The organism is Halorubrum sp. AD140, assembly GCF_034497445.1.
Lineage (GTDB): Archaea > Halobacteriota > Halobacteria > Halobacteriales > Haloferacaceae > Halorubrum.
This window is the reverse complement of the sequence record NZ_JAXRUU010000007.1, coordinates 48752-72053: the sequence shown is the minus strand read 5'-3', so window position 1 is coordinate 72053 and position 23302 is coordinate 48752. Positions and strand designations below refer to the sequence as shown.

At 65.4% G+C, this 23302-nt stretch carries 26 protein-coding genes, 2 tRNA genes and 1 pseudogene; 19 read left to right on the top strand and 10 right to left on the bottom strand.

What is annotated here, in order from left to right; translation table 11 throughout:
• Positions 1 to 1241 (top strand): universal stress protein (locus U4E84_RS03395; RefSeq protein WP_322530692.1); only part of this gene is annotated, 1241 nt, incomplete at its 5' end.
• Between the two features lie 129 nt (positions 1242 to 1370).
• The gene (locus U4E84_RS03390) at positions 1371 to 2141 is read left to right on the top strand and encodes an SIMPL domain-containing protein (protein WP_322530691.1); all 771 of its coding nucleotides are present in this window, start codon (positions 1371 to 1373) and stop codon (positions 2139 to 2141) included.
• A 12-nt stretch (positions 2142 to 2153) separates the two neighbouring features.
• Here the strand turns inward: U4E84_RS03390 and U4E84_RS03385 are convergent.
• Positions 2154 to 3008, bottom strand: a pseudogene (locus U4E84_RS03385) (multicopper oxidase domain-containing protein); the annotation flags it as partial.
• 49 nt (positions 3009 to 3057) lie between these two features.
• On the opposite strand from U4E84_RS03385, the gene U4E84_RS03380 reads away from it, so the two are divergent.
• Complete coding sequence (locus U4E84_RS03380; RefSeq protein WP_322530690.1) at positions 3058 to 3594, top strand: YfcE family phosphodiesterase; 537 nt, start codon at positions 3058 to 3060, stop codon at positions 3592 to 3594.
• 363 nt (positions 3595 to 3957) lie between these two features.
• Complete coding sequence (locus U4E84_RS03375; RefSeq protein WP_322530689.1) at positions 3958 to 4779, top strand: hypothetical protein; 822 nt, start codon at positions 3958 to 3960, stop codon at positions 4777 to 4779.
• 6 nt (positions 4780 to 4785) lie between these two features.
• Here U4E84_RS03375 and U4E84_RS03370 read toward each other — a convergent pair whose 3' ends face one another.
• The gene (locus U4E84_RS03370) at positions 4786 to 6339 is read right to left on the bottom strand and encodes a GAF domain-containing protein (RefSeq protein ID WP_322530688.1); all 1554 of its coding nucleotides are present in this window, start codon (positions 6337 to 6339) and stop codon (positions 4786 to 4788) included.
• 12 nt (positions 6340 to 6351) lie between these two features.
• Positions 6352 to 7098, bottom strand: a complete 747-nt coding sequence (locus U4E84_RS03365) for a DUF5806 family protein (protein ID WP_322530687.1) — start codon at positions 7096 to 7098, stop codon at positions 6352 to 6354.
• A 126-nt stretch (positions 7099 to 7224) separates the two neighbouring features.
• Between U4E84_RS03365 and U4E84_RS03360 the strand changes: the two genes are divergently transcribed.
• From U4E84_RS03360 to U4E84_RS03345, 4 genes are all read left to right on the top strand, one after another.
• Positions 7225 to 7593 carry a universal stress protein gene (locus U4E84_RS03360; protein ID WP_322530686.1) on the top strand — a complete coding sequence of 123 codons (369 nt, stop codon included), beginning with the start codon at positions 7225 to 7227 and terminating at the stop codon, positions 7591 to 7593.
• Complete coding sequence (locus U4E84_RS03355) at positions 7590 to 8171, top strand: GNAT family N-acetyltransferase (protein ID WP_322530685.1); 582 nt, start codon at positions 7590 to 7592, stop codon at positions 8169 to 8171. Before U4E84_RS03360 ends, U4E84_RS03355 begins: the two co-directional genes overlap by 4 nt.
• Before the next feature lie 91 nt (positions 8172 to 8262).
• Positions 8263 to 8886 (top strand): adenylate kinase, encoded by a 624-nt coding sequence (locus U4E84_RS03350; protein WP_322530684.1) that lies wholly within the window; start codon positions 8263 to 8265, stop codon positions 8884 to 8886.
• Between the two features lie 98 nt (positions 8887 to 8984).
• Entirely contained in the window at positions 8985 to 9893 is a 909-nt protein-coding gene (locus tag U4E84_RS03345; RefSeq protein WP_322530683.1) for a DUF106 domain-containing protein, read from the top strand.
• Between the two features lie 88 nt (positions 9894 to 9981).
• On the opposite strand, the gene U4E84_RS03340 is transcribed toward U4E84_RS03345, so the two are convergent.
• The 3 genes from U4E84_RS03340 to U4E84_RS03330 form a co-directional block, all read right to left on the bottom strand.
• Positions 9982 to 10929 carry a D-2-hydroxyacid dehydrogenase gene (locus U4E84_RS03340; RefSeq protein ID WP_322530682.1) on the bottom strand — a complete coding sequence of 316 codons (948 nt, stop codon included), beginning with the start codon at positions 10927 to 10929 and terminating at the stop codon, positions 9982 to 9984.
• Positions 10930 to 11021: 92 nt separating this feature from the next.
• On the bottom strand, positions 11022 to 12260 hold the full coding sequence (locus U4E84_RS03335) for a cystathionine gamma-synthase (protein ID WP_322530681.1): 1239 nt from the start codon (positions 12258 to 12260) through the stop codon (positions 11022 to 11024).
• A 93-nt stretch (positions 12261 to 12353) separates the two neighbouring features.
• A tRNA-Glu gene (locus tag U4E84_RS03330) sits at positions 12354 to 12463 on the bottom strand.
• Positions 12464 to 12887: 424 nt separating this feature from the next.
• On the opposite strand from U4E84_RS03330, the gene U4E84_RS03325 reads away from it, so the two are divergent.
• From U4E84_RS03325 to U4E84_RS03300, 6 genes are all read left to right on the top strand, one after another.
• On the top strand, positions 12888 to 13886 hold the full coding sequence (locus U4E84_RS03325; protein ID WP_322530680.1) for a phosphate uptake regulator PhoU: 999 nt from the start codon (positions 12888 to 12890) through the stop codon (positions 13884 to 13886).
• Positions 13887 to 13961: 75 nt separating this feature from the next.
• A complete protein-coding gene (locus tag U4E84_RS03320; protein ID WP_322530679.1) occupies positions 13962 to 14345 on the top strand; it encodes a hypothetical protein in 384 nt (127 codons plus the stop codon).
• A gap of 40 nt (positions 14346 to 14385) precedes the next feature.
• On the top strand, positions 14386 to 14667 hold the full coding sequence (locus U4E84_RS03315; RefSeq protein ID WP_322530678.1) for a ubiquitin-like small modifier protein 1: 282 nt from the start codon (positions 14386 to 14388) through the stop codon (positions 14665 to 14667).
• A complete protein-coding gene (locus U4E84_RS03310; protein WP_322530677.1) occupies positions 14664 to 15008 on the top strand; it encodes a hypothetical protein in 345 nt (114 codons plus the stop codon). Before U4E84_RS03315 ends, U4E84_RS03310 begins: the two co-directional genes overlap by 4 nt.
• Positions 15008 to 15427 carry a hypothetical protein gene (locus U4E84_RS03305; RefSeq protein ID WP_322530676.1) on the top strand — a complete coding sequence of 140 codons (420 nt, stop codon included), beginning with the start codon at positions 15008 to 15010 and terminating at the stop codon, positions 15425 to 15427. The genes U4E84_RS03310 and U4E84_RS03305 overlap by 1 nt, the downstream gene beginning before the upstream one ends.
• A gap of 55 nt (positions 15428 to 15482) precedes the next feature.
• The gene (locus U4E84_RS03300) at positions 15483 to 16202 is read left to right on the top strand and encodes a fumarylacetoacetate hydrolase family protein (protein WP_322530675.1); all 720 of its coding nucleotides are present in this window, start codon (positions 15483 to 15485) and stop codon (positions 16200 to 16202) included.
• 76 nt (positions 16203 to 16278) lie between these two features.
• Here the strand turns inward: U4E84_RS03300 and U4E84_RS03295 are convergent, their stop codons facing one another.
• Positions 16279 to 16734: a DUF5814 domain-containing protein gene (locus U4E84_RS03295; RefSeq protein ID WP_322530674.1), complete on the bottom strand. Its 456-nt coding sequence runs from the start codon at positions 16732 to 16734 to the stop codon at positions 16279 to 16281.
• 157 nt (positions 16735 to 16891) lie between these two features.
• Here U4E84_RS03295 and U4E84_RS03290 point away from each other — a divergent pair.
• A tRNA-His gene (locus U4E84_RS03290) sits at positions 16892 to 16964 on the top strand.
• Positions 16965 to 17028: 64 nt separating this feature from the next.
• The gene (locus U4E84_RS03285) at positions 17029 to 18144 is read left to right on the top strand and encodes a site-specific integrase (protein WP_322530673.1); all 1116 of its coding nucleotides are present in this window, start codon (positions 17029 to 17031) and stop codon (positions 18142 to 18144) included.
• Between the two features lie 53 nt (positions 18145 to 18197).
• Here the strand turns inward: U4E84_RS03285 and U4E84_RS03280 are convergent, their stop codons facing one another.
• Positions 18198 to 19025 (bottom strand): hypothetical protein, encoded by an 828-nt coding sequence (locus tag U4E84_RS03280; protein WP_322530672.1) that lies wholly within the window; start codon positions 19023 to 19025, stop codon positions 18198 to 18200.
• 119 nt (positions 19026 to 19144) lie between these two features.
• Between U4E84_RS03280 and U4E84_RS03275 the strand changes: the two genes are divergently transcribed.
• Complete coding sequence (locus U4E84_RS03275) at positions 19145 to 19978, top strand: hypothetical protein (protein ID WP_322530671.1); 834 nt, start codon at positions 19145 to 19147, stop codon at positions 19976 to 19978.
• Positions 19979 to 19984: 6 nt separating this feature from the next.
• Positions 19985 to 21586: an ATP-binding protein gene (locus tag U4E84_RS03270; protein WP_322530670.1), complete on the top strand. Its 1602-nt coding sequence runs from the start codon at positions 19985 to 19987 to the stop codon at positions 21584 to 21586.
• 154 nt (positions 21587 to 21740) lie between these two features.
• Here U4E84_RS03270 and U4E84_RS03265 read toward each other — a convergent pair whose 3' ends face one another.
• Both U4E84_RS03265 and U4E84_RS03260 read right to left on the bottom strand, forming a co-directional pair.
• Positions 21741 to 21881: a hypothetical protein gene (locus tag U4E84_RS03265; RefSeq protein WP_322530669.1), complete on the bottom strand. Its 141-nt coding sequence runs from the start codon at positions 21879 to 21881 to the stop codon at positions 21741 to 21743.
• Between the two features lie 209 nt (positions 21882 to 22090).
• On the bottom strand, positions 22091 to 22657 hold the full coding sequence (locus U4E84_RS03260; RefSeq protein WP_322530668.1) for a hypothetical protein: 567 nt from the start codon (positions 22655 to 22657) through the stop codon (positions 22091 to 22093).
• 255 nt (positions 22658 to 22912) lie between these two features.
• Here U4E84_RS03260 and U4E84_RS03255 point away from each other — a divergent pair, with 255 nt between their 5' ends.
• Positions 22913 to 23221, top strand: coding sequence for a hypothetical protein (locus tag U4E84_RS03255; protein ID WP_322530667.1), 309 nt, complete (start codon positions 22913 to 22915; stop codon positions 23219 to 23221).
• Positions 23222 to 23302: the final 81 nt, after the last annotated feature.

The following is a 23302-nucleotide window of genomic DNA, read 5'->3' as shown; positions in this document are numbered from 1 at the left end:
GAGGGGCGGCGGGCCGCTCGTACGTCCCGATACTCGACGCCACGGAGGCGACGCTGTTCGCCAACGAGGGCTACCGGATCATGGTCCCGATCACGAATCCGCGGACGGACGGACCGATCGTCGAGCTCGCGAGCCAGCTCGCCAGCGACCACGAGGACGGCCTCGTCCACATCGTCCACGTCGTACAGGCGCCGGAGCGCATGTCGCTGTCGGCCGGCGCCGGCCGGATCGCAGACGTCTCCGAAGAGGGGATGGCCGGGCTCCGCGAGACCGCGGAGGGGTACGACGTCGACGTCGCGACGTCGACCGTCGTGTCGCACCGCTCGTTCGAGGAGGTGTTCAACATGGCCCAGCGGACACGTCCGGATGCCGTGCTGATGGGGTGGGGCGAAGACCAGCTGTGGAGCGCCGCCCGCGCGGAGCGGCCGATCGACGAGCTCACCAACCAGCTCCCCTGCGACTTCCTCATCCTGAGCGAGAGCGACCTCGACACCTCGAAGGTCCTCCTCCCGACCTCCGGCGGACCGGACTCCTCGCTGGGGGCGGAGGTCGCGAGCGTGCTCTCGCGCACCGTCGGCGCCGAGGTGACGCTGCTGCACGTCGTCGACACTCACGAGAAGCGCGCCGGCGGCGAGGAGTTCCTCGCGTCGTGGGCGGCCGATAACGACCTCGACAACGCGAGGCGGGTGATCGACGACAGCGGGGACGTCGAGGCCGCGATCGCGCGCCTGGCCGCGAACAACACCCTCGTCATCATCGGCGCGACGGAGAAGGGACTGCTCTCGCGGCTCGTCTCGGACTCCCTCCACCTCGACGTGATCCACGACGTCGACTGCTCGGTGCTGCTCGCCGAGCGCCCCACCAGCCGCTCGATCCGCGAACGGCTGTTCGGGTCGGGCCGTCGCGTCGCCGGCCCCCCGGACGGCGGCGTCGAGCGGGACCCGGACGCGTCCAGGGGAGCGACGCTCTCCGGGCCAGACGACTCCGGCCCGCAGGCGGCCGCGCTCGCGGCGGACGGTGCCGACGCGGACGCAGACGACGGACGCGGAGTGACGGGAGCGGGCGCCGACACCGACGGCGAGGAGTCGACCGAGTCGACCGTAATAACAGACCACGCGGACCCGAGCCACGGAGAGGAGTCGGGGGACGCGGCCGGTGAGGCCGACGACCTCCCGACGGAGACGTCCGTCGTCACCGACCACGACGCCGAGGACGAAGACACCGAGGACGACTCGACGTGACCCCGTCCGGCGGAGCGACGTGACCGACGGACCCCGCGGCTCCGCTCGCGCCTGCGGACGCGGCGGATAGCGCAAGCGGCTCTTTGTCCCTCCGGCGGCTTATTGTGGGCTCCCGTCGACTGAGCGGGTATGAACCGAACACTGGCAACCGCCATCGGCGTGGCGCTGCTCGTCGCGCTGGCGGGCTGTGCGGGGCTCGCCGGCTCGACCGGAGACGCCGACGTCGGCGCGAACGAGAACGCGGGAGACGACCCGGCGTTAGACAGGAGCATCGACGTGACCGCGGACGGCGAGGCCGCGGCCGAGCCGGACCGCGCCACGGTCCGCGTGGCGGTGACCGCCACCGGAGACGACTCGGCAGCGGTCCGCGACGAGCTCGCCGCCGGCGACGAGGAGCTCCGGGCGGCGCTGACCGAGTGGGGGATCGACGAGGACGACATCCGGACCGACCGCTACGACGTCCGCGAGTCTCACGAGACGCGTGACGACCCCGAGCGGACGGAGTACGAGGGGGTCCACAGCTACGCGGTGACGATCGACGACGTGGACGCGGTCGGCGAGGTCATCGACGTCTCGGTCGACGCGGGTGCCGACGAGGTCCAGCGGATCGAGTTCGGGCTGACCGATGAGCGCGAGCAGGAGGTCCGCGAGACCGCGATCGAGAACGCGATGTCGAACGCCGACTCCGACGCGGCCGTGCTCGCCGACTCCAGCGGACTCGAAATAACCGGCGCCTACCGCGTTTCCACCGCGGACACCGGAGTGACGCCGTACCGGGTGTCCGACGCGGAGATGCTGGCCGCGAGTGGTGACGACGGCGACGCCGCGACCGGGGTCGAGACCGGCGACGTGAGCGTGGAGGTGAGCGTCAACGTCGTCTACGGGGCAGAGGAGGCCTGAGACGGGGCGTTTTCAGGCTTCGTAGCCGGCCAGATCCATCACGTCCGCGAACTCCTCGGAGTCCATGGCGCTCTCGTAGACCATCCCGCCGATCATGCCGCCGGGGTAGCTGTCGCCGTTCATCGCGTGGTTCACCTTGTGACAGTGGATTGCGTACACGCCGGGGTCGGCGTCGGCGGTGAACTCGATCGTCTTGCGCTCGGCGGGAGCGATGCTGGTCACGTCCTCGCGGTGTCGGGCGGACTCGGGGATGACGCCGCCGTCCTTCTCGACGACGGTGAACCCCTGGTTGTGGGTGTGCATCGCGTGCGACTCGTACCCGGCGTTGACGAAGTGGATCCGCACCCGGTCGCCCTCCTCGACGACCAGCGGCGACCCCTCCTCCGGGTGGAAGCTGTACGGCGCGGAGCGCCCGTTGACGGTGAACGCGTCCGGGTTGCGGTCGCGGTGGCTGAAGGAGACGTCGCCGCCCGCCGTCGAGGCCGAGAGGCGCGTGTCCCAGTCTTTCACCGTCATGAACGCCTCCGTGTCGGGGGCCTCGTACCCCTCCGGGTCGACGCGGAGGATCCCGTACATCCCCATGTCGAGGTGGTTCTGCGTCTGGTAGTGGCAGTGGTACAGGTGCGTGCCCGGCTGGTTCGCGGTGATCTCGTAGGTGTGCTCGTCGCCCGGCGCGACCTGCTGACCGGTCGTCGTCGGGACGCCATCGTCCATCCAGCTCTTCGAGAGCCCGTGGACGTGGAACGTGTGCGGCCGCTCGTGCTCCGAGTTGTCGTAGGTGATCTCCAGGTCGGTCCCCTCGGTCACACGGAGCAGCGGGCCGGGAACGCTGGGGTCCGTGTCCGGCGTCTGCCACGCCCAGACCTCAATTACGGCCGGTCTTTATCTCCACGTGGCGAGACCCTCCACGCGACCAATGCGCATCGGCATCGTCTCCGACACCCACGACGACCTCGCCGCCGTCGAGGCGGCCGTAGCGCTGTTCGAACGCGAGGGTGTCGACGCCGTCGTCCACTGCGGCGACTTCGTCGCGCCCTTCTCCGTGACCCCGTTCGACGTCGAGAGCGCCGCTTTCGACTTCTACGCCGTCCGCGGAAACAACGACGGAGAGTGGGCCGTCCAGTCGACCGTCGAGGAGTTCGGAACGTACCTCGGCGAGGCCGGGGCGCTCTCGTTCGCCGCCGGACCGGAGGCGCGCCCCGTCGACGTCGCGGTGACTCACGGGACGAGCGACGTCGTCGTCGACGCGCTCGTCGACTGCGGCGCGTACGACTACGTGTTCCACGGTCACACGCACGCACACGGCGTCGAGGCGCGCGGCGGCACCGTCCGCGTGAACCCGGGCGGGCTCCCGATTCCCGTGGACGGCGCGGACGACGCGTTCCGGGTCGCGACGCTGGAGACGGCGGAGTCCGGAGCGGACGCGGTGACGCATCACGCTCTGGACGGCTGACCCGGACTCGATTGCGAAACCGACCCTCCGACCGCCGACTTTCAGCTCACAGCGGGACAGAGCGGACCCCCCGAGTTCAGTCGTGGGAGAAAGGCGAAAAAGCGCCCTACAGTCCACACGCGGAGCAGCACGCGTTCGTGTCGCCACGGAACGTCGGCGCGTGGCGACCGAGGAGGGAGTCCGAAGGGACGACCGTCAGTGATCGGGGGACGGTCACGACCCTGGCCGACATCCGTCGTCGCCGCGTCTGGGTCATCCGCCCGGTACGGCCGCTCCGTAGCGAGCGAGACGGCGACCGTCGGACGCGAAAACGCCTATTTGTCCCTTCGCCGGCTTTTAGCCGCCTCGAGTCAACCGCCGGACATGAACAGACGCTCGTACCTCGCCGGCGTGAGCGCGGCGGGCCTCCTCGCCGGCTGTACCGACGCCCTCGTTCTCGGTGACGCGGGCGCCTCCCCGCGCGATCCGCCCGAGCGGCCGGCCGACCTCACTCCAGAGTCAGTCGCGCCCTACGTCGCCGACTACGAGGAGGTCCGCGCGCACAGCCGCCACGCGAGCGAGGGGGCGACCGACGTGAGCGTCGACGCCGTCGCGACGTTCGACCACGCCGCCAACGGCGACCACTACGCGACCGCACAGCACGCCGGTACTGTGTCCCGCGAGGACGACGGCGACCGGACCGTCGGCGAGCTGTACTCCGATCCCGTCCCGTATCTCGTCGCGTCGGACCGAACCCTCAGGCTGTCGGTGGAGCGACGGCGGGTCGAGGCCGCCGAGCGCGAGCGCACGGGCGACGAGACGACGTCGCCGCCGCTCGGCGTCAGGCTCCTCAACGTCACCGACGAGCCACGCGAGATCGCGGTGACCGTCGTTCGGCGGAGCGGCCCTGACGACGGGAACCGCTCGGGCGGTGAGGACGACGGAGGCGACGCGGAGGGCGCCGACGACGGGACCGTCCTCTCGACGACCGTCGACGTCGGCCCGGAGACGGCGATCGAACTCCTCGGGATCACGGGCGTGCGCGGCGGCTATCGAGTCGTCGCAGAGATGGAGGACAACGGCGTCACCGGCCAGGGGCGGATCGAGGTCGGGCTCCCGAGCGCCGACCGCGAACCGAACGTGGACGTGGTGGTCGACGACGTCGGCGTCTCGACGCGACACCTCCCCTCCTTCGACGGCGTCTGAGGGGGCTCAGTCCTCGGGATCGGCGGAGGGTGCGGCGGACGCCGTCTCGACCCCGCTGAACTCGAACCGCGCGCCGCCCTCTGCGGCGTCGACGAGCTCGATCGTCCAGCCGTGCGCGTCGGCCACCTCCTCGACGATCTTCAGCCCGAATCCGGTCCCCTCCTCGTCCGTCGAGGCCCCGGCTTCGAACACCTCCTCGCGGCGGTGCTCGGGGATCCCCGGACCGTCGTCTTCGACGTAGAAGCCGGTCCGGTCGTCGAGGGGGCCGACCTCGACGCTGACCGACTCGCCGCCGTGGGTGACCGCGTTGGCGAACAGGTTCTCGAGGGCCTGTCCGAGTCGGCTCCGGTCGGCCCGTAACCGGAGGTCGCCGGCGACGGCCAGCTCGGCGGCCGCCGTGTCCACGTTCGTCCAGCACTCCTCGGCCAGTTCCGAGAGCGACACCGCCTCGGTCTGGTCGATGTCGGTTCCCTGCCGGGCGAGCGTCAGCATGTCGTCGACGAGGGCGTCCATCCGGTCGAGCGCTCGGGCGACGGCGTCGAGCTCGGGGGACCCGGCGTGCTCTTCTCGGAGCCGGGAACGGACGAGATCCAGGTTCCCCGTCGCGACGTTGAGCGGGTTCCGGAGGTCGTGCGAGACGAGGCCGGCGAACTCCTCGAGCCGGTCGCGCTCGCGGGCGATCTCCGCCTCGCGCGTCCTGAGCTGTCGCTCCCGCTCGATCCGGACGAACACCATCGTCACCGTCGCGGCCCAGATCCGCGCGACCGCGAGGTCGGAGTCGTCGAACGCACCGGGTTCGGTGGCGCCGACGTTGATGATCCCGTAGCGGCCGAGCGGGAGCACGAGCTCGCTGTGGATCGGTGACTCCGGGTTGTGTCGGTCGGGGTCCGCGCGAGTGTCGGAGACGTACTCGGGTTCGCCGGACTCGAACACCTCCCAGGAGATGCTCCGCTCGCCGGCGGCGAAAACGGGGTGCTCACCCACGACCTCGTCGGCCGCGTCGGTCCACACGAGCGGGTCGAGGGCGTCCCGGTCCTCGTCGTACAGCCAGATCGCCGCGATCGGGTGGCCGAGAACCTCCTCGACGTACTCCACCGCCGCCTCCGCAGCGACCTCCCGGTCGGTCGTCTTCAGGAGGTCCTGCGTCGCCTCGTGGAGCGCCTCCAGCGTGCGCGTCCGCCGGTGGAGCTCGGCCTGCCGCGCCCGCTCCTCGCGCACGTCGACGACCGTGACGACGAGGTACGTCTCGCCGTCCTGTTCGAACGGACCGAGGCTGACCGTAACGGGGACCGCGGTGCCGTCGGCGCGGCGCGCCGTCAGGTCGAGGCTCGCGGCCATGGACCGCGGTTCGGGGTCGGCGACGTGGCCGTAGAGCTCGGTGCCGGCCGAACCGCCGTCGGCGTCGTAGAGAATCCGCTCGACGTCGGTCCCTTCCAGCGCCGCCGGCCGGTAGCCGAGGACGGTCTCGACGCGTGGGTTGCCGGCGCGGACGACGCCGTCGGTGTCGACGATCAGCACCGCGTCCGGGATTCCGCAGAGCGCCTTCGGGAATCGGTCCATCTCTCTCGCCCCCTACTTCTCGTTCGGCTCGTGGACGTGTCCGCACTCGGGACACCGGACCTCCTCGCCGCGGAGGTCGGCCGAGGAGGCGCGCACCTCCCGCATCACCTCGCTGATCCGGTCTTCGGCCTCCAGCTCGTCGGCGACCGCGAGGTCGACGCCCTCGACCTCCAAGAGGAACTTCGCGACCTCCGTCACCTCGTACATCATCTCGTCTAAGTCCTCGGCGGTGAAGAAGCCGGACATCGCCCCGTAGAGGAACGTCGCGCCCGCCTTCGTCACCTTCTCCTCGAAGGAGTAGCGCGCCTGGTTGACCGCCTGCGGCGTGTACGTGTCGGTCATGAAGGGGACGAGCTCCGGGAGGTTCTCGCCGATCTTCGTCATCTCGACGCCCGTCTCGGTGCGGAAGTCGGCACAGAGCCGCGCGATAGCCCACTCGCGGGCCGTGATGTACGTCCGGTCGCGGAGGAACTCGTTGACGCGCTCGTAGCGGGCGCCGTCCATCTTCTTGAACCGCTCGTACTTGCGCACCTCGGGAGGGACGTCAGTGGCGTCGGGGTCGGTCGCGTCAGTAGCGTCGGAGTCGGCCGCATCAGTGGCGTCGGGGTCGGCCGCGTCGGAGTCGGCCGCGTCGACGCTGGTGGCGTTAGCGTCGGTCGCGTCGGCGCCACCCTCCGACGGCCCGCTCGCGGAGTCCGATCCCTCGTCGGTCTCCGGCGCGGGATCGGACTCCGGCGCGGGATCGGTGTGGTCGTTCATGGTGGTACCAACCTTACCCCCGAGCAAAAGGGCTGTCGGTGGGACCGGCGTCGCTGTCGGCCCCGGAGATCCCATTTTTCGCCCCCGGAGATCCCTTTTTTGTACCGTCGTGTGGACGTGCGTCGTATGAAGGTGCTCTGCGGGATCGGCGGCAGCGACGACTCACTCCGCGCGCTCGATCGGACCGTCGAGCGCGCGGCGGTCGCGAACGACGACCTGACGGTGGCGGTGGTCGACAACGAAGACTCGTCGGTCACCCCGGACGACGTGATTCGACGGGCCCGGGAGGCGGTCGACGAGGCCGGGATCGACGCCGAGGTCAGACGGGTCGACGGCGATCCCGGGAGCCGGCTGGTGGAGCTCGCAGAGCGGGAGGAGTTCGAGGAGATCGTCCTCGGCGGCGGCCACACGAGTCCGATGGGGAAGATCACGATCGGATCGATCGCCGAGTTCGTCCTGTTGAACGCCAAGACCACGGTCACGCTGGTCAGATGAGCGACCGACGCTATCCGGGGGCGGTGGCGGACGAGTTCCCCGTCCCCCCCGTCGAGTTCACCGATCGGGAGGGACGGACGGTGGAACTCCGGCCGTACGAGGGCTCCGAGGAGGGGTACGAGTCGCTCGTCGCGATGTACGACGACTTCGACCCGGCCGACCGCGCGCAGGGGATCCCGCCCGGGGGAGAAGAGCGCATCCGCGAGTGGCTCGACGCCATCCTCGGCGACGACTGTCTCAACGTGATCGCGTGGTGCGGCGACGAGGTCGCCGGCCACGCGACGCTTGTCCCCGACGGCGACGCCTACGAGCTGGCGATCTTCGTCCACCAGACGTACCAGCGCGCCGGGATCGGCACCCACCTCATCCGCGGGCTGCTCGGCCACGGCCAGGCGCGGGGTATCCGGAAGGTGTGGCTCACCGTCGAGCGGTGGAACCGCGCGGCCGTCTCGCTGTACAAGAAGATCGGGTTCGAGACCTCGAACGCCGAGAGCTTCGAGCTGGAGATGGGGCTTCGACTGAACGACGAGGCCGAGGGGAACGGCGAGAGCGACGAGAGCGACGATCGGGAGGCGTAACGCCCCCCTCGACGCCGAGCGGAGCGTCCCCCGGCGGCCCTCGCTCGCCGGGATCTTCAAGTCTTTACGTGCGGCGGGCGAGCGCTCCGGTATGAGCCATCGGATCCTTCTGCTGGGGGCGCCCGGGGCCGGAAAGGGAACGCAGAGCGCGAAGCTCGCCGACGAGTACGACGTCGAGCACGTCACGACGGGCGACGCGCTCCGCGCGAACAAGGACATGGAGACGGAGTACGGCACGCCGCGCTCGTTCATGGAGGCCGGCGAGCTCGTCCCCGACCCGGTCGTCAACGAGATCGTCGAGGCCGCGCTGGCCGACGCCGACGGGTTCGTGCTCGACGGTTACCCGCGCAACCTCGACCAGGCCGAGTACCTCTCGGAGATCACCGACCTCGACGCCGTCGTCTTCCTCGACGTCGACGAGGAGGTGCTCGTCGACCGGCTCACCGGCCGGCGGGTGTGCGACGACTGCGGGGCGAACTTCCACGTCGACTTCCAGCCGCCCGCGGAGTCGGGGATCTGCGACGAGTGCGGCGGGGAGCTGATCCAGCGCGAGGACGACACCGAAGAGACCGCCCGCGAGCGGATCGAGGTGTTCTACGACAACACCGAGCCCGTCGTCGACCACTTCCGCGAAGAGGGCGTCCTCGTCGAGGTCGACGGCGAGGCGGCGCCGGAGGAGGTCTTCGATCGGATCCGGGACGTCGTCGAGGCGTAGTCCGCTCGTCTCGGGCGCGCTCCGGTCGTCTATCGGGAGATAACGGTCCGCCGCCGATTCTACAAGGTTCTTAACCGTCGGCTGCTAACCGGCCGGTAATGAGCAAGGTCGAACGGAGAGTCCGCTCGCTCGTCAGCGAGGACGGCGAGATGCGGGACGCCCTCGAGGTCGTCCTCGACCGCGCCACCGACGGCGAGGTCCGGTGGGTCGACGTCCGCGACGAGATCACGAGCGGTCAGTGGGGCCGCCTCATCGAAAAGGAGATCCTCGTCGACGGCGAGTCCGGCTTCGCGCTGGCCGATCCGGAGGAGATCGAAGCGGGAATGACCGCGGAGACCGGGAGCAGCGGCGGCGACGTCGAGACGCCGGAGACCACCACGTGGTCGAAGTGGGACAAGCTCGCCGCGGTGGCGACCATCGGCGCGTTCGTCGGCTACGCTGTCGGTCCCGTCCGCGACACGATAGCCGGGGCGATCGACGTCGTTCTCGGGCCGTTGTTGAACGTCGTCCCGTTCTACGTCGTCATCATGGTGATCGCGCTCGCGACCGGACTGTACTCCACGCTGCTGCGCGCGGGGCTCATGGACATGGAGAAGATGAGCCAGTACCAAGAGCGGATGAAGGACATCCAGGACCGGCGCAAGGAGGCGAAAGAGCGCGACGACGACGCGGCGCTCGACGCCATCCAGGAGGAGCAGATGGACGCGATGGGCGATCAGCTCGGGATGTTCAAAGAGCAGTTCCGCCCGATGGTGTGGATCATGTTCCTCACCATCCCGGCGTTCCTGTGGATGTTCTGGGTGATCGGCTACCGCGGCTCCGACTCCGCGTACCCGGAGATCGCGGCCCAGGAGCTCGTCGTCCCCATCGCGGGGACGGTCACCTGGGACACCGGCATCGTCGGGCCGATCCAGATGTGGATCCTCTGGTACTTCCTGTGCTCGATGGCATTCACCCAGCTCGTCCAGAAGAGCCTCAACATCCAGATGTCGCCGTCGTCGTCGTAACGCTGTCGACGTAGCGCCATCGTGGGAACCCTGTCGTCGCGCGGCGCGGTCGAACGCTTTTTTGCGGTTCGACGTCTCGGTCGCCCGGTCAGACCACTCGATTCTCCAGCTCCGCACCTTCGTCGAGCCGTTCGAGGTTGCCAGCGAGGATGTCGGCGACGCGGTCGTAGTAGTACGGCGTGTGACCCGCGTTGTGCGGAGTGATCGTGACGTTGCCGAGCCCCCACAGCGGGTGGTCCTCGGGGAGCGGCTCGGGATCGGTCACGTCGAGTGCGGCGCCGCGGATCCGGCTGTTCCGCAGCGTGGAGACGAGCGCGTCTGTGTCGACGATCGGCCCGCGCGCGATGTTGACGAGGACGGCGTCGGAGCGCATCGTCTTGAGCGCCTCGGCGTCGACGAGCCCCCGCGTCGCCTCGGTGAGCGGACACGCGAGCACCACGTACTCGGCGTCGGCGATCGCCTCGTGGAACTCCTCGAAGCCGTACACCTCGTCGGTCGGTCCCCCCTTCTCGGGGGAGTAGCGCACGCCGACCGTGTCGACGTCGAACGGCTCCAGCCGATCGACCACCGTTCGGCCGATGGCGCCCAGCCCGACGACCGCGACGGTCGAGCCGTACACCTCGGTCGTCTCGTAGGTGCGCCACTCTCGCCGCTCCTTCTGGCGGTGTGCACGCGGCCACTGCCGAGCGTGCGTGATCATCGATCCGAGGACGTACTCGGAGATGTTCGGCCCGTGGACGCCCGAAGCGTTCGTCACCGCGACCCCGCGGGCTTCGAGCGCGTCGTGCGGCAGGTGGCCCGTGCCGGCGAACACGCACGCGAACAGTTCGAGGTCCTCGGCGGCGGCCAACAGCTCCTCGTCGACGTGCAGCCCGACGGCGACGCGGGCGTTCCCGATCAGCTCGCGCTCCTCGTCGGGCGTCCGCGCGATCGCCACCTCGAGGTCCGGGAGTCGCTCGCGCAGCGAGGCGGCCAGGTCGCGAGCGTCCGAGCCGTGGATCGTCTGTCGCAACACGAGAACGTCTGGATCGGCCATGGCGGGTGACTCGCCGCGACGCACATAAAGAGTGTCCGTGCGGCGAAGGGTGCCGGCTTATCGACGAGACCGACCCCGCAACTCGCTTCCGCTTACTCCAGCGCCGCGTCGAACGCGGCCTGCAGGTCGGCTTTCATGTCGTCGACGTGCTCGATGCCCACGGAGACGCGGATGAGCCCGTCGGTGAGCCCGGCCGCCAGCCGCTCCTCGCGGGGGATCGCGGCGTGGGTCATCGCGGCGGGCTGCTCGATGAGGCTCTCGACGCCGCCGAGCGACTCCGCGAGGGTGAACACCTCGGTCTCGCTCACGACGGTCGCGGCCTGATCGAGGCTCCCGTCGAACTCGAAGGAGAGCATGCCGCCGAACCCGTCCATCTGCTCGGCCGCGAGCTCGTGGTCGGGGTGGCTCTCTAACCCGGGGTAGTAGACGCGGCTCACGTCGTCGTGAGCCTCCAGCCACTCGGCGAGCGCCATCGCGTTCTCGCAGTGGCGGTCCATCCGCACCGGGAGCGTCTTCGTCCCGCGCAGAACGAGGAACGCGTCGAACGGGCCGGGCGTCGCCCCGACCGAGTTCTGGTAGAAGCCGAGCCGCTCGTCGAGGTCGGCGTCGTCGACGATCAGCGCGCCCCCGATCGTGTCGGAGTGGCCGCCGAGGTACTTCGTCAGCGACTGACAGACGACGTCGGCGCCGCGTTCGAGCGGGCGCTGGAGGTACGGCGTCGCGAACGTGTTGTCGACCGCACAGAGCGCGTCGTTCGCGTGCGCGATATCCGCGAGGGTGGCGATGTCGTTGACGTTCATCAGGGGGTTCGTCGGCGTCTCGACCCACACCAGCTCAGTCTCCTCGCGCATGGCCGCCCTCACCGCGTCGTGGTCGGTCGTGTCGACGAACGTCGTCTCGACGTCGTACTCGTCGTACACCTGCGTGAGGATGCGGTGGGTGCCGCCGTACACGTCGTCGCCGGCGACGACGTGGTCGCCCGCCGACAGCAGGTTCAACACGGTGTTGATCGCGCCCATCCCCGAGGAGAAACAGCGCGCGTGGCTCCCCGACTCCAGCGACGCGAGGTTCGCCTCCAGGTCGCTGCGCGTCGGGTTGCCCGTCCGGCTGTACTCGTAACCGCGGTGCTCACCGGGCGCGTCCTGCTCGTAGGTGGAGTTCGCGTGAATCGGCGTCATCAGCGCGCCGGTCTCCGGATCCGGCTCTTGGCCGGCGTGGATCGCGCGGGTCTCGAAGCGGCGGGCGTCAACGTCGGCGGCGGTTCCGTTACAAGAGTCGCCGTCGGCAGCGTCGACCGCGTCGCCGTCGGTCGCGTCGGGCTGGTCACTCATACCGGAGGGACGTCGCCGAGCGTCCTGATTCTTCCCCTTCGCGGCGACACCGGTCGAGTCGCGACCGCTCTAGCCGGACGGGTCAGCGAGAAGTGCTCGGTCAGGGATTTGAACCCTGGTCGTCGGCTGTCTTCCGAACCGGCACGCGTCGCGCCGAATCCGTCGAAAGGCCAACATGATTGGCCGGACTACACCAACCGAGCGCGATTTCCGCTTGTGCCGCATCCGATTTAACTCTTCTCAACTTCCGGTACCGTGCGAGACGTCGACAGGCTCGCGGTGTCCGGATCTGGGGCCGGAACGGACGGCGACCCGTCGGTCGCGACCGTCCCGCGATCGAAGGCCACCCCGAATCTCTCGACGCTGGATCCCTCGACGCTGGATCCCTCGACGCCCACGTACCCACGGAACCGTCCCGGACTCCGCGCGGTTCCCGCCTCCTTCTCGCGTCCACGATCCGTTATATATTTCTATATAGTCATATGATTTTGATACCTATCTGCTCCATAATTCGACTCCGCAGTACCACCGGGCGCTCTCGTATGCGGTTAACAACCGTCGAGAGTGAGTTGTGCCGAAGTATATATTTTAGACAAAGTTAAGGGAGGTCGAGTGTCATACGAAGCCATGGAAACGAGGAAGGTGCAGGTCACCGGCGGCTCGACGTACACCGTCTCGATCCCGAAGACGTGGGCGACGGCCAACGACGTGGAGGCCGGCACGGAGATCGAGTTCTACCCCGACGGCGACTCGCTGTTCCTCACGCCGCGGTCGGAGGAGGAGCGGACGCGCGGGACGCTCGACGTGACGGACCTGTCAAAACAGGCGCTCACTCGCGCGGTTACGACGATGTACGTGAGCGGCTTCGACGTGATAGAGCTGGAGGGGACCGAGATCACCACCGAGCAGCGGTCCACCGTCCGCGAGGCGGTCCAGAGCCTCGTCGGGCTGGAGGTGTTAGAGGAGACCCGCAGCCGCGTCGTCATCCAGGACCTGCTCGACTCCTCCGAGCTGTCGATCCACAACGCCGTCACTCGGATGCGACTGATCTCGCTATCGATGCTGGAGGACGCGATCGACGCGCTCTCCGAGCGCGACCACGACCTCGCGCGCGACGTGATCAGCCGTGACGACGACCTCGACCGGCTGTGGCTCGTCGTCTCGCGGATATTCCGGGCGACGCTGCGCACGCCGAAGGCGGCCGAGGAGCTCGGACTCCCCCGCGAGGAGTGTTTCGACTACCACTCCAGCGCCCGCCAGCTGGAGCGGATCGGCGACCACGCGACGAAGATCGCACACCTGACGCTCAACATCGAGGAGCCGCTCCCGAGCGAGGTCGTCGAGGCGGTCGACGACCTCCACGAAGACGCGGTGGAGGTGATTGACACCGCGATGGACGCGCTGTTCGCCGACGAGCCCGAGGAGGCGACCCGCCTCGCGAACGAGGCGCGCACCGGCGTCAGAGCGATCGACGAGCGGGTCCGCGCGATCGACGAGCTGCTGCGCGACCTCGACCCGGCCCGCGCGCAGCTGCTCGGGCTCGTCGTCGACTCCGTCCTCCGGTCTGCCGACTACGGCGGAAACGTCGCCGAGACGGCCCTCCAGAAGGCCGCGCCGACGCCGTGACTCAGTCTCGCCCCCGCGAGGAACCGCTCTGTCCGGTGGGCGGGTTTTTTGGGCGTCGCCCGCCGAGTCTCCGGTATGCCAGAGATAGAACTCGGCGTGCCGCGAGGGGTCGTCGAGTCGCTGCCGGAGGAGGACGGGACCGCCGAGCAGGACATGCGTCGCGCCATCGCCGGGATCCAGTCGCGGATCAACGAGGAGATCGAGGGGGCCGAGCCGGGGGACGCGGCCGCGGTCGTCGCCGACGCGGTCGAACGCATGGAGGCGCAGGCGAGCACCTACCACGAGTTCGTCCCCGAACTGCGCGCGTGGGGGCAATCGCCGATCTACGCGATCGCGTGGAGAAACCTCTACGTGGAGCTGATCGGCCAGCTGTACGAACACGAGTGGCTGGAGGGCCAGCTGGACCGCGAACGGACCTTCCGGCTCGTCGAAGACGGGATTCGCCTCTCGGACCTGTAGGGTTACCCGTTTTTAAGCCGTTGCAGTTCGATAACCGCGTATGGAACTGGAACTGCGGTTCTTCGCGACGTTCCGCGAGGCCGCCGGCGGAAAGATCGTCGAGAAGACGTTCGCCGACGGGTCGAGCGTCGGCGACGTGTTGCGAGATCTGGAACGCGAGTACGACGGGATGGACGGCCGGCTGATCGTCGACGGCGGCCTCGCACCACAGATCAACGTGCTGAAGAACGGTCGCGAGGTGCTCCACCTCGACGGATTGGACACCGATCTGGAGGACGGCGACCGCCTGTCCGTCTTCCCGCCGGTCGCGGGCGGAGCATGAGCGGCGACGCCGACGCGGCCCCCGACGTCGGACCCGACGACGACCTCCCGCCGACAGAAGAGGGCTGGGAACGCAAGACGGTCGCGTACCGCGGTATCTCGCGTCGGCTCGCGGCCCACTATCTCGTCAACCTCGGCGGAGAGCTCGTCGGCACCGACGACCCGGCGGAGGCGACCCGCGTGGACGGAGACGGGTGGCGCGTCGCGCTCAGCACCGAGAAGGTGACGGCCGCGGGCGCGATAACGCTGACCGAGGTCACCGCGGCGTTCGCGGGCGAGCCGGGTGCGCTCGCGGAGCTCCTCCCGAGGTATCGCCAGAAGGCGATGCGAGCCGGCGGCTGATGGACGACGAGGAACGGTCCGGAGCGGGGTCGACGTCGTCGACCGGCGACTATCCGATCGACGGGACCGCGCTGGTGAAGACGGCGGCGCTCGCGAGCGTCCCGGCCGAGCGACTCCCCGCTCTTCTCGCCCGCGTGCAGGCACACCTCGGACCGCGGATCGACGACTACCGCCGGGGGTACGAGCGGATCGCCGTCGAGCCGGACCGCGAGACGTTCCTCGTCGAGCCCGACCACTGGGAGGGGATCGCGGAGCGGCTGGGGCTCTCCGACCGCGAGCGCGACGCCGTCGTCCGCGCCCACGAGACCGCGGTCGAGCGCGCGGGACGGGGCCGGACGCGCCGCGAGGAGTTCGAGACCGCCCTCGAGATCCGGTCTGGCGTCGTGATCGGAACCGCGGGCGATCGCGACGCGGAGTGAGGCCCGATCGGCCGCGACCGACGCCTTTTCGACGCCTCCGCGTGGACGTCCCGCCATGCGACTCGCACGCCTGCTCACGCCGGACGGACCGGTCGCCGGACGCTACGAGGACGGGACGATCGTCGCCGCCGACGGCCGCTACGAGGTCGGCCGCGACGGGCGGCTCCTCCCGCCCTGCGACCCGAGCGCGCTCTACTGCGTCGGGCGGAACTACGCCGAGACGCTCGACCAGATGGAGTACGAGCGCCCCGAGGAGCCCGACTTCTTCATCAAGCCGCCGACGAGCCTGCGCGCGCACGGAGAGACGATCCCGTACCCCGAGTGGACCGACGAACTGACCTACGCCGGCGAGCTGGTCGCCGTCATCGACGAGCGCTGTCGGGACCTCGAGCCCGAGGACGTCCCCGAGGTCGTCCGTGGGTACACGGTCATGAACGACGTCGACGCGCTCGACCAGCAGGGCCGGACCGCGCGGAAGGCGTTCGACGGCTCCGCGCCGCTCGGCCCGTGGATCGAGACCGACGTCGACCCGACGAGCCTCGACATCTCGACGACGGTCGGCGGGGAACAGCGCCAGGACGCCAACACCGAGCTGATGCTGTTCGGCCCCCACGAGATCGTCTCGTACCTCTCGGAGCGGTTCACGTTCCGGCCCGGCGACTGCGTCGCCTTCGGGAGCCCGGCGAACCCGGGGCTCGTCGAGCCGGGCGAGCGCGTCGAGATCACCTACGAGGGCGTCGGCACCCTCTCGAATCGGGTCGTCGACGGGGCGTAACCGAGGACAGCACTGTCAACGGCGACAGTGTGTCGAGAACGATTGCGTTGACGGAGCCCCCTCAGTGAGACTTCAGTTATCCCGATAGCTCGCGCTTCGCCCTCCGCGCTCGCTCGGACATCTCCTCGTTGCCCTCGACGTCCGCGAGGGTCTCGACGGCCTCCAGGTTCCGCACCGCGTCGTCGAGGAAGGAGAGCACGTCGCCGGTGTACGCGTACACCATGTAGTCGTCCGTCATCACGTCCACGATCGCCTGCGGGCCGAGTCCCTGCGCCCGGAGCTCCAACACGTACCGCATGAACTTCTCCTCGGGACAGCCGCAGTAGGGGTTCGCCTGACAGTCGCAGTCGAGGAAGTCCTCGGCGAAGTCGAGGATCCGGTCGCGGGTCGTCGAGTCGAGCTTCGAGAGGCCGTCACCGCCGAACAGCACGTCGAGGGTCGCGCCGGCGAACGCGCCCTTCGGGACGTTCGTCTCCAGCTGGGAGGCGAGCTGCCGGTGGTTCTTCACGTAGATCTTGTCGGTGAACGCCACGGTTGCGCCGGAATACGCCGGCTGGCAGTAAAAGGGCCGTGGTCGTCGGTCCGCCGCCCCGTCACCGATTCGGGCCGATCGCGGACGGCACCGCCTCGCACGGCCGTCCGGGAGTCGTAACGGTTATTTATCAAAGCGGGATAGATATCGACGCGTGTCCGGGTTAGGGTAGTGGACTATCCTTCAGCCTTGTGGAGGCTGAGACGCGGGTTCGATTCTCGCACCCGGACCTTGACATTTCTAACCCCGTAGCCGTGGTTCGGTTTTGGCTGGTTCTATAATAAGAGTGAAACAATGAACCAGGTCAAAGAGGCGGGGTTCGACGGTGGTAGAATAGTCCCCAAACCAACAGAATCGGAGCTTTCAGACCGTCAGCTCGAAGATTATACCGAACACCGTGTGCGGCAAATCTCTTGGATGCAGGACATAGGGAAGAATCCGGAGCAAGGCGAAGGCTACGCGCAAGATACGGTGAACGGCCGAGTGTACCGTTTAGACCAGTTCTATCGCTTCGTTTGGGAATACGAAGACCGGTACACGACTCAGATAACTCACGACCACGCCGACGCGTGGATGCGTGAACTTGCTGCGGGTGACACCTCACAAGAGAACAAGGCCAGCCATCTGAAAGCCATCAAGATGCTGTTCCGCTGGCGAGCGTGGGCGTTCAATGGTGAGGAGTGGGACCCGGAGATCAGCTTCAGTACCAATACCGGCCAGACCAACCCGAAAGACTTCCTCACCGAGGAGGAACGCCGGAAAGTCAGAGACGCCGCGCTTGAACACGGAAGCGTTCCGAACTACGGCAACATCACGCCTGAAGAACGAGACCGCTGGAAAGCCCATCTCGCTCAACGGTTCGAGAAGCCAAAACAGGAGGTGGGCCCGAGCGACTTCGAACGGGCCAACTCATGGAAGATTCCCAGTCTCATATGGACCGCTTTGGATGCCGGTCTACGTCCCGTCGAAGTGAAGCGAGCAACGGTCTACTGGGTCGACACTTCCAATATGTTACTCCGCATCCCGAAAGAGGACTCGTCGAAGAATCAGGATAACTGGGCGGTGTCGGTCACCGAACGGACATCCAACGCACTCGAACGCTGGCTTGCCGAACGCGAACAGTACGACAAGTACGACGAGAGCGATAGATTGTGGCTCAATCGTGCGGGAACGCCCTACCAGTCGTATTCGTTGAACCGCATCTTCAGAAACGTCTGTGAAACCGCTGAGATTCCCTCAGAAGGGAGAACGTTCTATGCGATCCGACACAGCTTGGGAACGTACATGACGCGCGAGGAGGGGCTGGGTGCGACACAGGCGCAGATGAGGCACAAGAGTCACACGTCGACGATGCGCTACGACCAAGCTCCAGTTGAAGACCGGCGTGACGCGCTGGACAGAATGGGGTAAGCGGAGACAGATTGACGAGAGGAGCCCGACTTCTCTCCTCTCGGTTCGGCGTCTCAGTTATCTTCATACCACGAACGGGTAGTGAATGGTTCTATCGAAGAACGGTCCGGAAGCGGTTCCAAGTTAGATTGCGGAACGGTATGGCTGGGGTCTGATTCGTGAGTCATTACTTCGGCATCAAGGACCTGCTGTTTTGCCGCCCAACCGAGAAGGTCAACGATGACAGTATCATTGAGTGAACCGGCTTGTTTGGTGATCTCACCGCCGCCGTCTGACAATCTTCCCGTGACAATCTCGTTGGGAGACACTTGGTACTCTTCCTCAGCACAATCAATCAAATACTCATCCAGATTCACCCGAGTGTGGATGTAATAGTCCGCTGTGACGCCATCCTCTTTTACGAGTAAACGTGGTTGCCGATGCGTGTATCCCTTCACATCAACCCCTGCTCGATGCCCGTTGAACCGTACTAAGAAATCGTAGCCAGAGTCTGGGCCTGATGTATCAGTATTAAGCGTCAAGTCGTAGTATTTGGCCGCAGCCAACTCAGCTAATGCTCCGATAAAATCACGCTCGATTGTGGAAGGGCCGCTGTAGCTCTCAGGGTCGGCGACTTCGCTATCTCGCTTTCCTCTGGTCCGGCCACACGCTATCCGAACCGCTTGCCGAACCTCACGGGGCACAAGCCTAACCGACTCCATAGATACACAAGCAACGCCTCCTGTTAAAAAATCAGAAGGTTTCTCTATGGTGTGGTCTCCTAACTCAAAACAAGGACGTAAGGCCGACAAATCGTTTGACTCTCGTTCGGAACAGCAGAGACTCACTGGGTGGTGTTTTGACCAGGCCATTGCGGCGTTCTCGTTTGTAGCTGTTGGCATTGTCGCGATGAATCATAATCCAGCCTCAATCTCCGTATCGTCGCATACAACGTACTCAGAAATATCAAAAAGTTGTCTTTACAATCGTTCAAAACAAATATCCATATGGGTATAACCCTATGGCTAAGGAGAACGACGAGGAGCGACAGCAACGGAAACAGATAGACATCCACGGCAACCCGGTAGACGACGGGGATGGCAAGGACGACGAGACGGTGCTTAACGAGAAGGGCGAGGAGATGCCGTGGTACGAGTGTAAGTCGGGAGCGAATAGATTTGAGTTGGTCTCATTATATCAAAAATCTATCAGAAGAAACGACGAAGAGGTAGCGGCGTATTGCGGCTGGGAACTCGTCCGCTCCGGGCACGCAGAGAAGTTCTGGGAAAGCACGATACTGTTCATCGTGGAGGACCTTAGGGCCAACTCGGAAGAAGCTCTCCTCCTCGACTACTACCACCGCCTGGCGAAGGAACGCTGGGACCCAGAGTCGTGGGAGGGACGGATCACAGCCATCCACGCGGCCCTGACAGCCGCAAGAGCCCCACCGAGCCGCGAGAGCACGCACGCCAACGATTGGTTCTCGAAGGTTAGTGACGAGCGTGAGGCGGCTTTCGAGGAAGGGCGAGAACCAGAAGCCGAGTTCCCGGTGACGGAGCAGCAGTTAGAACTGGGCGGTATGTACGATGTCGCTCTCGACAAACACACGTATTCCGGCCAGAATCGGGGACGTGACTGGCATCACTTCTTCGTCAGGGCCAGCCGGGTATCAGAACCCGGAGAACCCGAGCTATCCCGCAAGTGGCAACGTCGACGCCTGGAGATTGATCCCAAGCGGTCGTTCAGCGAGGAGGAGATCGAACACGCCCTCAAACCGGTTGACCCGGAGAACCGCTGGGAGGAGGACATCGTCAATCCGAACGAAGACCTCGACGACTTCGACGAGGAGGCGTGACTACCGATGGCCACCAGTGACGACGTCGAGACAGGCCAGCTCGGAGTCGACCAGAAACGTATCCTTGAAGAGCTCATCTTCAGCCAAGCCGAGTCTCTCGTCGACGGCGTCCGCGAACTTATCCAGAACGGCGTAGACGCGCCCGGCTCGGAGACGGTCACCGTGTCGATCACTCCGGAACGCACCGTAGTTGAGGACGACGGCGAGGGGATGGACCTCAGCGAAACGCAAATCCGCGAGTTCCTCACCCTACTCGGCAAATCAACGAAGCGGGACGACCCGACCGCAATCGGGATGTTCGGTATCGGATTCGGCCAAGCCCTCGCCAAAGGACGCGTTACCGCTCAGAGCGGGACGACTGTGGTCGAGTTCGACGCCAAGGAGTGGTTCCGCGAATACCGCCTCTACGACGTCGACGACGCGGTCGATGGCTTCCGTGTCGAGATTGACCACTACGACGACGAGGTTCCCGACTCCGACTCGACAACGTGGGACGACTACGTCGACGACCTCGGGGAACGCTTCCAGTTCATGGAGTTGGTTCACGACGCCGAAGTTATCGTCAACGGGGAACGCGTGAGCGACCGGGTTCCCGAGGATGAGATGTACGACGTCGACTACGTGTACGAGGATGACCTGGCCTACATCGCGCTCCGGGAGAAGGGCATCAGCGACTGGGTCAAGGTGTATTCGGCGGGGCTGAAAGTCAAGAGGGTCGACGGTCACGGCATCTCCGGATACGTAGTCACGAAGCAGAACCTCGACCTGAATACCGCTCGCAACGAGATACGCTCCGGCTGTGAAACCTGGGCCGCCGTTCGTGACACCCTCGACGACGCACGGGCCGTGGTGTATCGTGAGTACGAGCCCTCAGAGCTGACCGATGCGGGCCGCGCGGGAGTTGCGCGGCTAATCGGCAAAGGGTACGACGAGTTCGAGGATGCGCCTGTGCTCAAGGACGGTGATGGAGACTACGTCAGCTACGCGAACGTCCGCGACAGCGACGAGATGATCTGGTCGACCAAGGACAGCCCGTGGGCGGGCAAGCTCGCCACTCGCGGCGAGACAGTCATCCTTGAAGACGACCCAGCGGGCCGGGAAATCCAGAAAGCCGCCGACCGCTCCGAGGAGATCAAACTCCCGGACAGCAAGGACGAGAAGGCGACAGCCCGTGCTCTTGGGGTGTTCCGAGGGTATGAGCAACTCGACGACGATGAGGGTCAAGAGAAGGTGTCGACACAGAAGATGGCGATAGCCCGCGTCCTCGCGCACAAGATGGGATTGAATCGAGAGATACGTTACGGATTAGATGACCAGTGCCGGGCCTGGACGGACGGAGAAGACGCCATATGGCTCACAGACAGTGCTTGGAGCAAGTCCTACTGGGAAGGATGGGTGTTTCAGCTTTGGCGTGTGCTCGCCCACGAGGCCGCTCACAACGAGTCGAGTGAAGGCCAGCCCGACCACGGAGAGCAGTTCTGTCGAAACCTACGCGAGCGGATGGACAAGCACGAGCCTGCGTATTTAGAGCTGATTGAGGAGATCCGCGACGAGGGTGTCAACGCGACCGTGAGACAGTACTGTCACGTCCACGGGCTCGATGTATAACCCCCACCGTCGGCCGCCCCTAACAAGGGCTGTCCGATGCCTTTGGCGCTTCCCGTGCTACTTTCACTTGGGGACAGTTTCACAACTCGACGTATTTCGTCCCGAAGTAGCTGTTGGCACAGTCCGCTCCTGTCTGGGACCAGATTCAGTTCAGTTACGAATCGTCGGAAGACGACGAGTCAGAATCGTCGTCGTACCCTTTCTGAGATTCCGCATCAGGAGCGTCTTCAAGGGGGGAACCATCGAAGGCATCTCCTGACGAAGAATCACCAGTTGAATCGCTCTCGTCACTCATACGACATGCTTTGACCCTGTCCCATATAAAGTTCAGGCAAAGCTCGCGATAAGGATTCATTTGCTGAACTGGAGGTCTGACCTACGAATCAGAGGAAGAACCGGAGTCCGATTTGTCGGCATTTGCTGATACTGCGTCTCCGGCATCTTCAAACGGAGAGCCATCGAACTCGTCACCGTCCGGATTTGCTTCTGAATCATCATTATCGCTCATACGAAACTCATATGGGCAAGTAGAATCCCTGAGAGTAATAAAATAACGCCGAGAAGTGAGAGGATCATCGCACTGTACACTTCTTTTGAACGGCAATCAGTTACATCCGCAGCGTTGGCCCTCCAGCGGTCATATTTTCGCGCATAGACTGCGATATACTCTACTTCTGGATGGTCTCCGCTCCGAACCAGATCAACCGCTTTTTTTGATGGGCCAACGGTTAGATGAGCGTTTCGCTGTGTATAGAACCCCAGTCCAGTTGACGCAAAGAGAGCAAGACTACCCAGGCCAAGCAGGAGAACAGTCACGAGCTGAGGCTGAGATGGTATGTCTGTTCGCGTTAACACAGCGATGATAATCGTCCCGACAATACCGTTGAACTGAATCGCACGCCACCCCTTCTCCTTCTTGTCCTCAAACGATTCCAGTTCATGTTGATGGGCGGAGCGTACATCTTCCAGAACCCGACGGAAAGCTCCAACGTCGTAGTCGTTGGGATCGATCGAAGGTTCAGAATCCTCAGACTCAGTATCCGTTTTCTCTGGCTCTTCTGTTGAATCCATTTTAATAGATGCCTATGAGAACCTGTCACTAAACGGTATATGGTACGCTGACATTGGCTACTCGTTGCGGTCGGTCGGTTCTCTTGATTATAGGAGGACAGAATCCACAGATACGGTACTGTATATCTCCTATTGATAGGCCTGAAGGGCATCTAACCGCCCGAGTATGTCGTTACCTTTGTCTGTCGGTTATTATTGAAAGTCTGCTTAAGTTCACACTTTTATGGATTGAGTACGTAGGTTACGTACAGCCACATGCCGACTAAGGATGTTCGTCTTCGCGAGGACCACCACCGGTTCGTTCAAGATGAGGCTCTGTCTCTGAGCGGATTAGTCCAGAATGGGATTGACGAGGTGAAAAGCGGCGACCGTGAGCTTCCGACAGAAGCCGACCGCGAAACCGAGGGGCACGACCTTATCCGCACCTCGGTGAGTCTAACCGATGAGCACGACGATTTTGTCGGTTCGCGGGAGTTCGTATTCTCTGTATTCGTCCATCAGCTGATCGAGGAGCGAATCAAGCGAGAGCAACTGCTTCAACACATCCAGGACGGCGACATCTAATGATTCAGCAGAAAAATCCGTGCCGTTCCAGCGGCACGAATCACCGCACCCGATTGGTTACGGTAGATGGGTACGAGGGCT

Excerpts from the sequence above, each read along its gene's own strand:
- U4E84_RS03390 (WP_322530691.1), top strand. The coding sequence starts at position 1,371 with ATGAACCGAACACTGGCAACCGCCATCGGCGTGGCGCTGCTCGTCGCG.
- U4E84_RS03380 (WP_322530690.1), top strand. The coding sequence starts at position 3,058 with ATGCGCATCGGCATCGTCTCCGACACCCACGACGACCTCGCCGCCGTC.
- U4E84_RS03375 (WP_322530689.1), top strand. The coding sequence starts at position 3,958 with ATGAACAGACGCTCGTACCTCGCCGGCGTGAGCGCGGCGGGCCTCCTC.
- U4E84_RS03370 (WP_322530688.1), bottom strand. The coding sequence starts at position 6,339 with ATGGACCGATTCCCGAAGGCGCTCTGCGGAATCCCGGACGCGGTGCTG.
- U4E84_RS03365 (WP_322530687.1), bottom strand. The coding sequence starts at position 7,098 with ATGAACGACCACACCGATCCCGCGCCGGAGTCCGATCCCGCGCCGGAG.
- U4E84_RS03360 (WP_322530686.1), top strand. The coding sequence starts at position 7,225 with ATGAAGGTGCTCTGCGGGATCGGCGGCAGCGACGACTCACTCCGCGCG.
- U4E84_RS03355 (WP_322530685.1), top strand. The coding sequence starts at position 7,590 with ATGAGCGACCGACGCTATCCGGGGGCGGTGGCGGACGAGTTCCCCGTC.
- U4E84_RS03350 (WP_322530684.1), top strand. The coding sequence starts at position 8,263 with ATGAGCCATCGGATCCTTCTGCTGGGGGCGCCCGGGGCCGGAAAGGGA.
- U4E84_RS03345 (WP_322530683.1), top strand. The coding sequence starts at position 8,985 with ATGAGCAAGGTCGAACGGAGAGTCCGCTCGCTCGTCAGCGAGGACGGC.
- U4E84_RS03340 (WP_322530682.1), bottom strand. The coding sequence starts at position 10,929 with ATGGCCGATCCAGACGTTCTCGTGTTGCGACAGACGATCCACGGCTCG.
- U4E84_RS03335 (WP_322530681.1), bottom strand. The coding sequence starts at position 12,260 with ATGAGTGACCAGCCCGACGCGACCGACGGCGACGCGGTCGACGCTGCC.
- U4E84_RS03325 (WP_322530680.1), top strand. The coding sequence starts at position 12,888 with ATGGAAACGAGGAAGGTGCAGGTCACCGGCGGCTCGACGTACACCGTC.
- U4E84_RS03320 (WP_322530679.1), top strand. The coding sequence starts at position 13,962 with ATGCCAGAGATAGAACTCGGCGTGCCGCGAGGGGTCGTCGAGTCGCTG.
- U4E84_RS03315 (WP_322530678.1), top strand. The coding sequence starts at position 14,386 with ATGGAACTGGAACTGCGGTTCTTCGCGACGTTCCGCGAGGCCGCCGGC.
- U4E84_RS03310 (WP_322530677.1), top strand. The coding sequence starts at position 14,664 with ATGAGCGGCGACGCCGACGCGGCCCCCGACGTCGGACCCGACGACGAC.
- U4E84_RS03305 (WP_322530676.1), top strand. The coding sequence starts at position 15,008 with ATGGACGACGAGGAACGGTCCGGAGCGGGGTCGACGTCGTCGACCGGC.
- U4E84_RS03300 (WP_322530675.1), top strand. The coding sequence starts at position 15,483 with ATGCGACTCGCACGCCTGCTCACGCCGGACGGACCGGTCGCCGGACGC.
- U4E84_RS03285 (WP_322530673.1), top strand. The coding sequence starts at position 17,029 with ATGAACCAGGTCAAAGAGGCGGGGTTCGACGGTGGTAGAATAGTCCCC.
- U4E84_RS03280 (WP_322530672.1), bottom strand. The coding sequence starts at position 19,025 with ATGCCAACAGCTACAAACGAGAACGCCGCAATGGCCTGGTCAAAACAC.
- U4E84_RS03275 (WP_322530671.1), top strand. The coding sequence starts at position 19,145 with ATGGCTAAGGAGAACGACGAGGAGCGACAGCAACGGAAACAGATAGAC.
- U4E84_RS03270 (WP_322530670.1), top strand. The coding sequence starts at position 19,985 with ATGGCCACCAGTGACGACGTCGAGACAGGCCAGCTCGGAGTCGACCAG.
- U4E84_RS03265 (WP_322530669.1), bottom strand. The coding sequence starts at position 21,881 with ATGAGTGACGAGAGCGATTCAACTGGTGATTCTTCGTCAGGAGATGCC.
- U4E84_RS03260 (WP_322530668.1), bottom strand. The coding sequence starts at position 22,657 with ATGGATTCAACAGAAGAGCCAGAGAAAACGGATACTGAGTCTGAGGAT.
- U4E84_RS03255 (WP_322530667.1), top strand. The coding sequence starts at position 22,913 with ATGCCGACTAAGGATGTTCGTCTTCGCGAGGACCACCACCGGTTCGTT.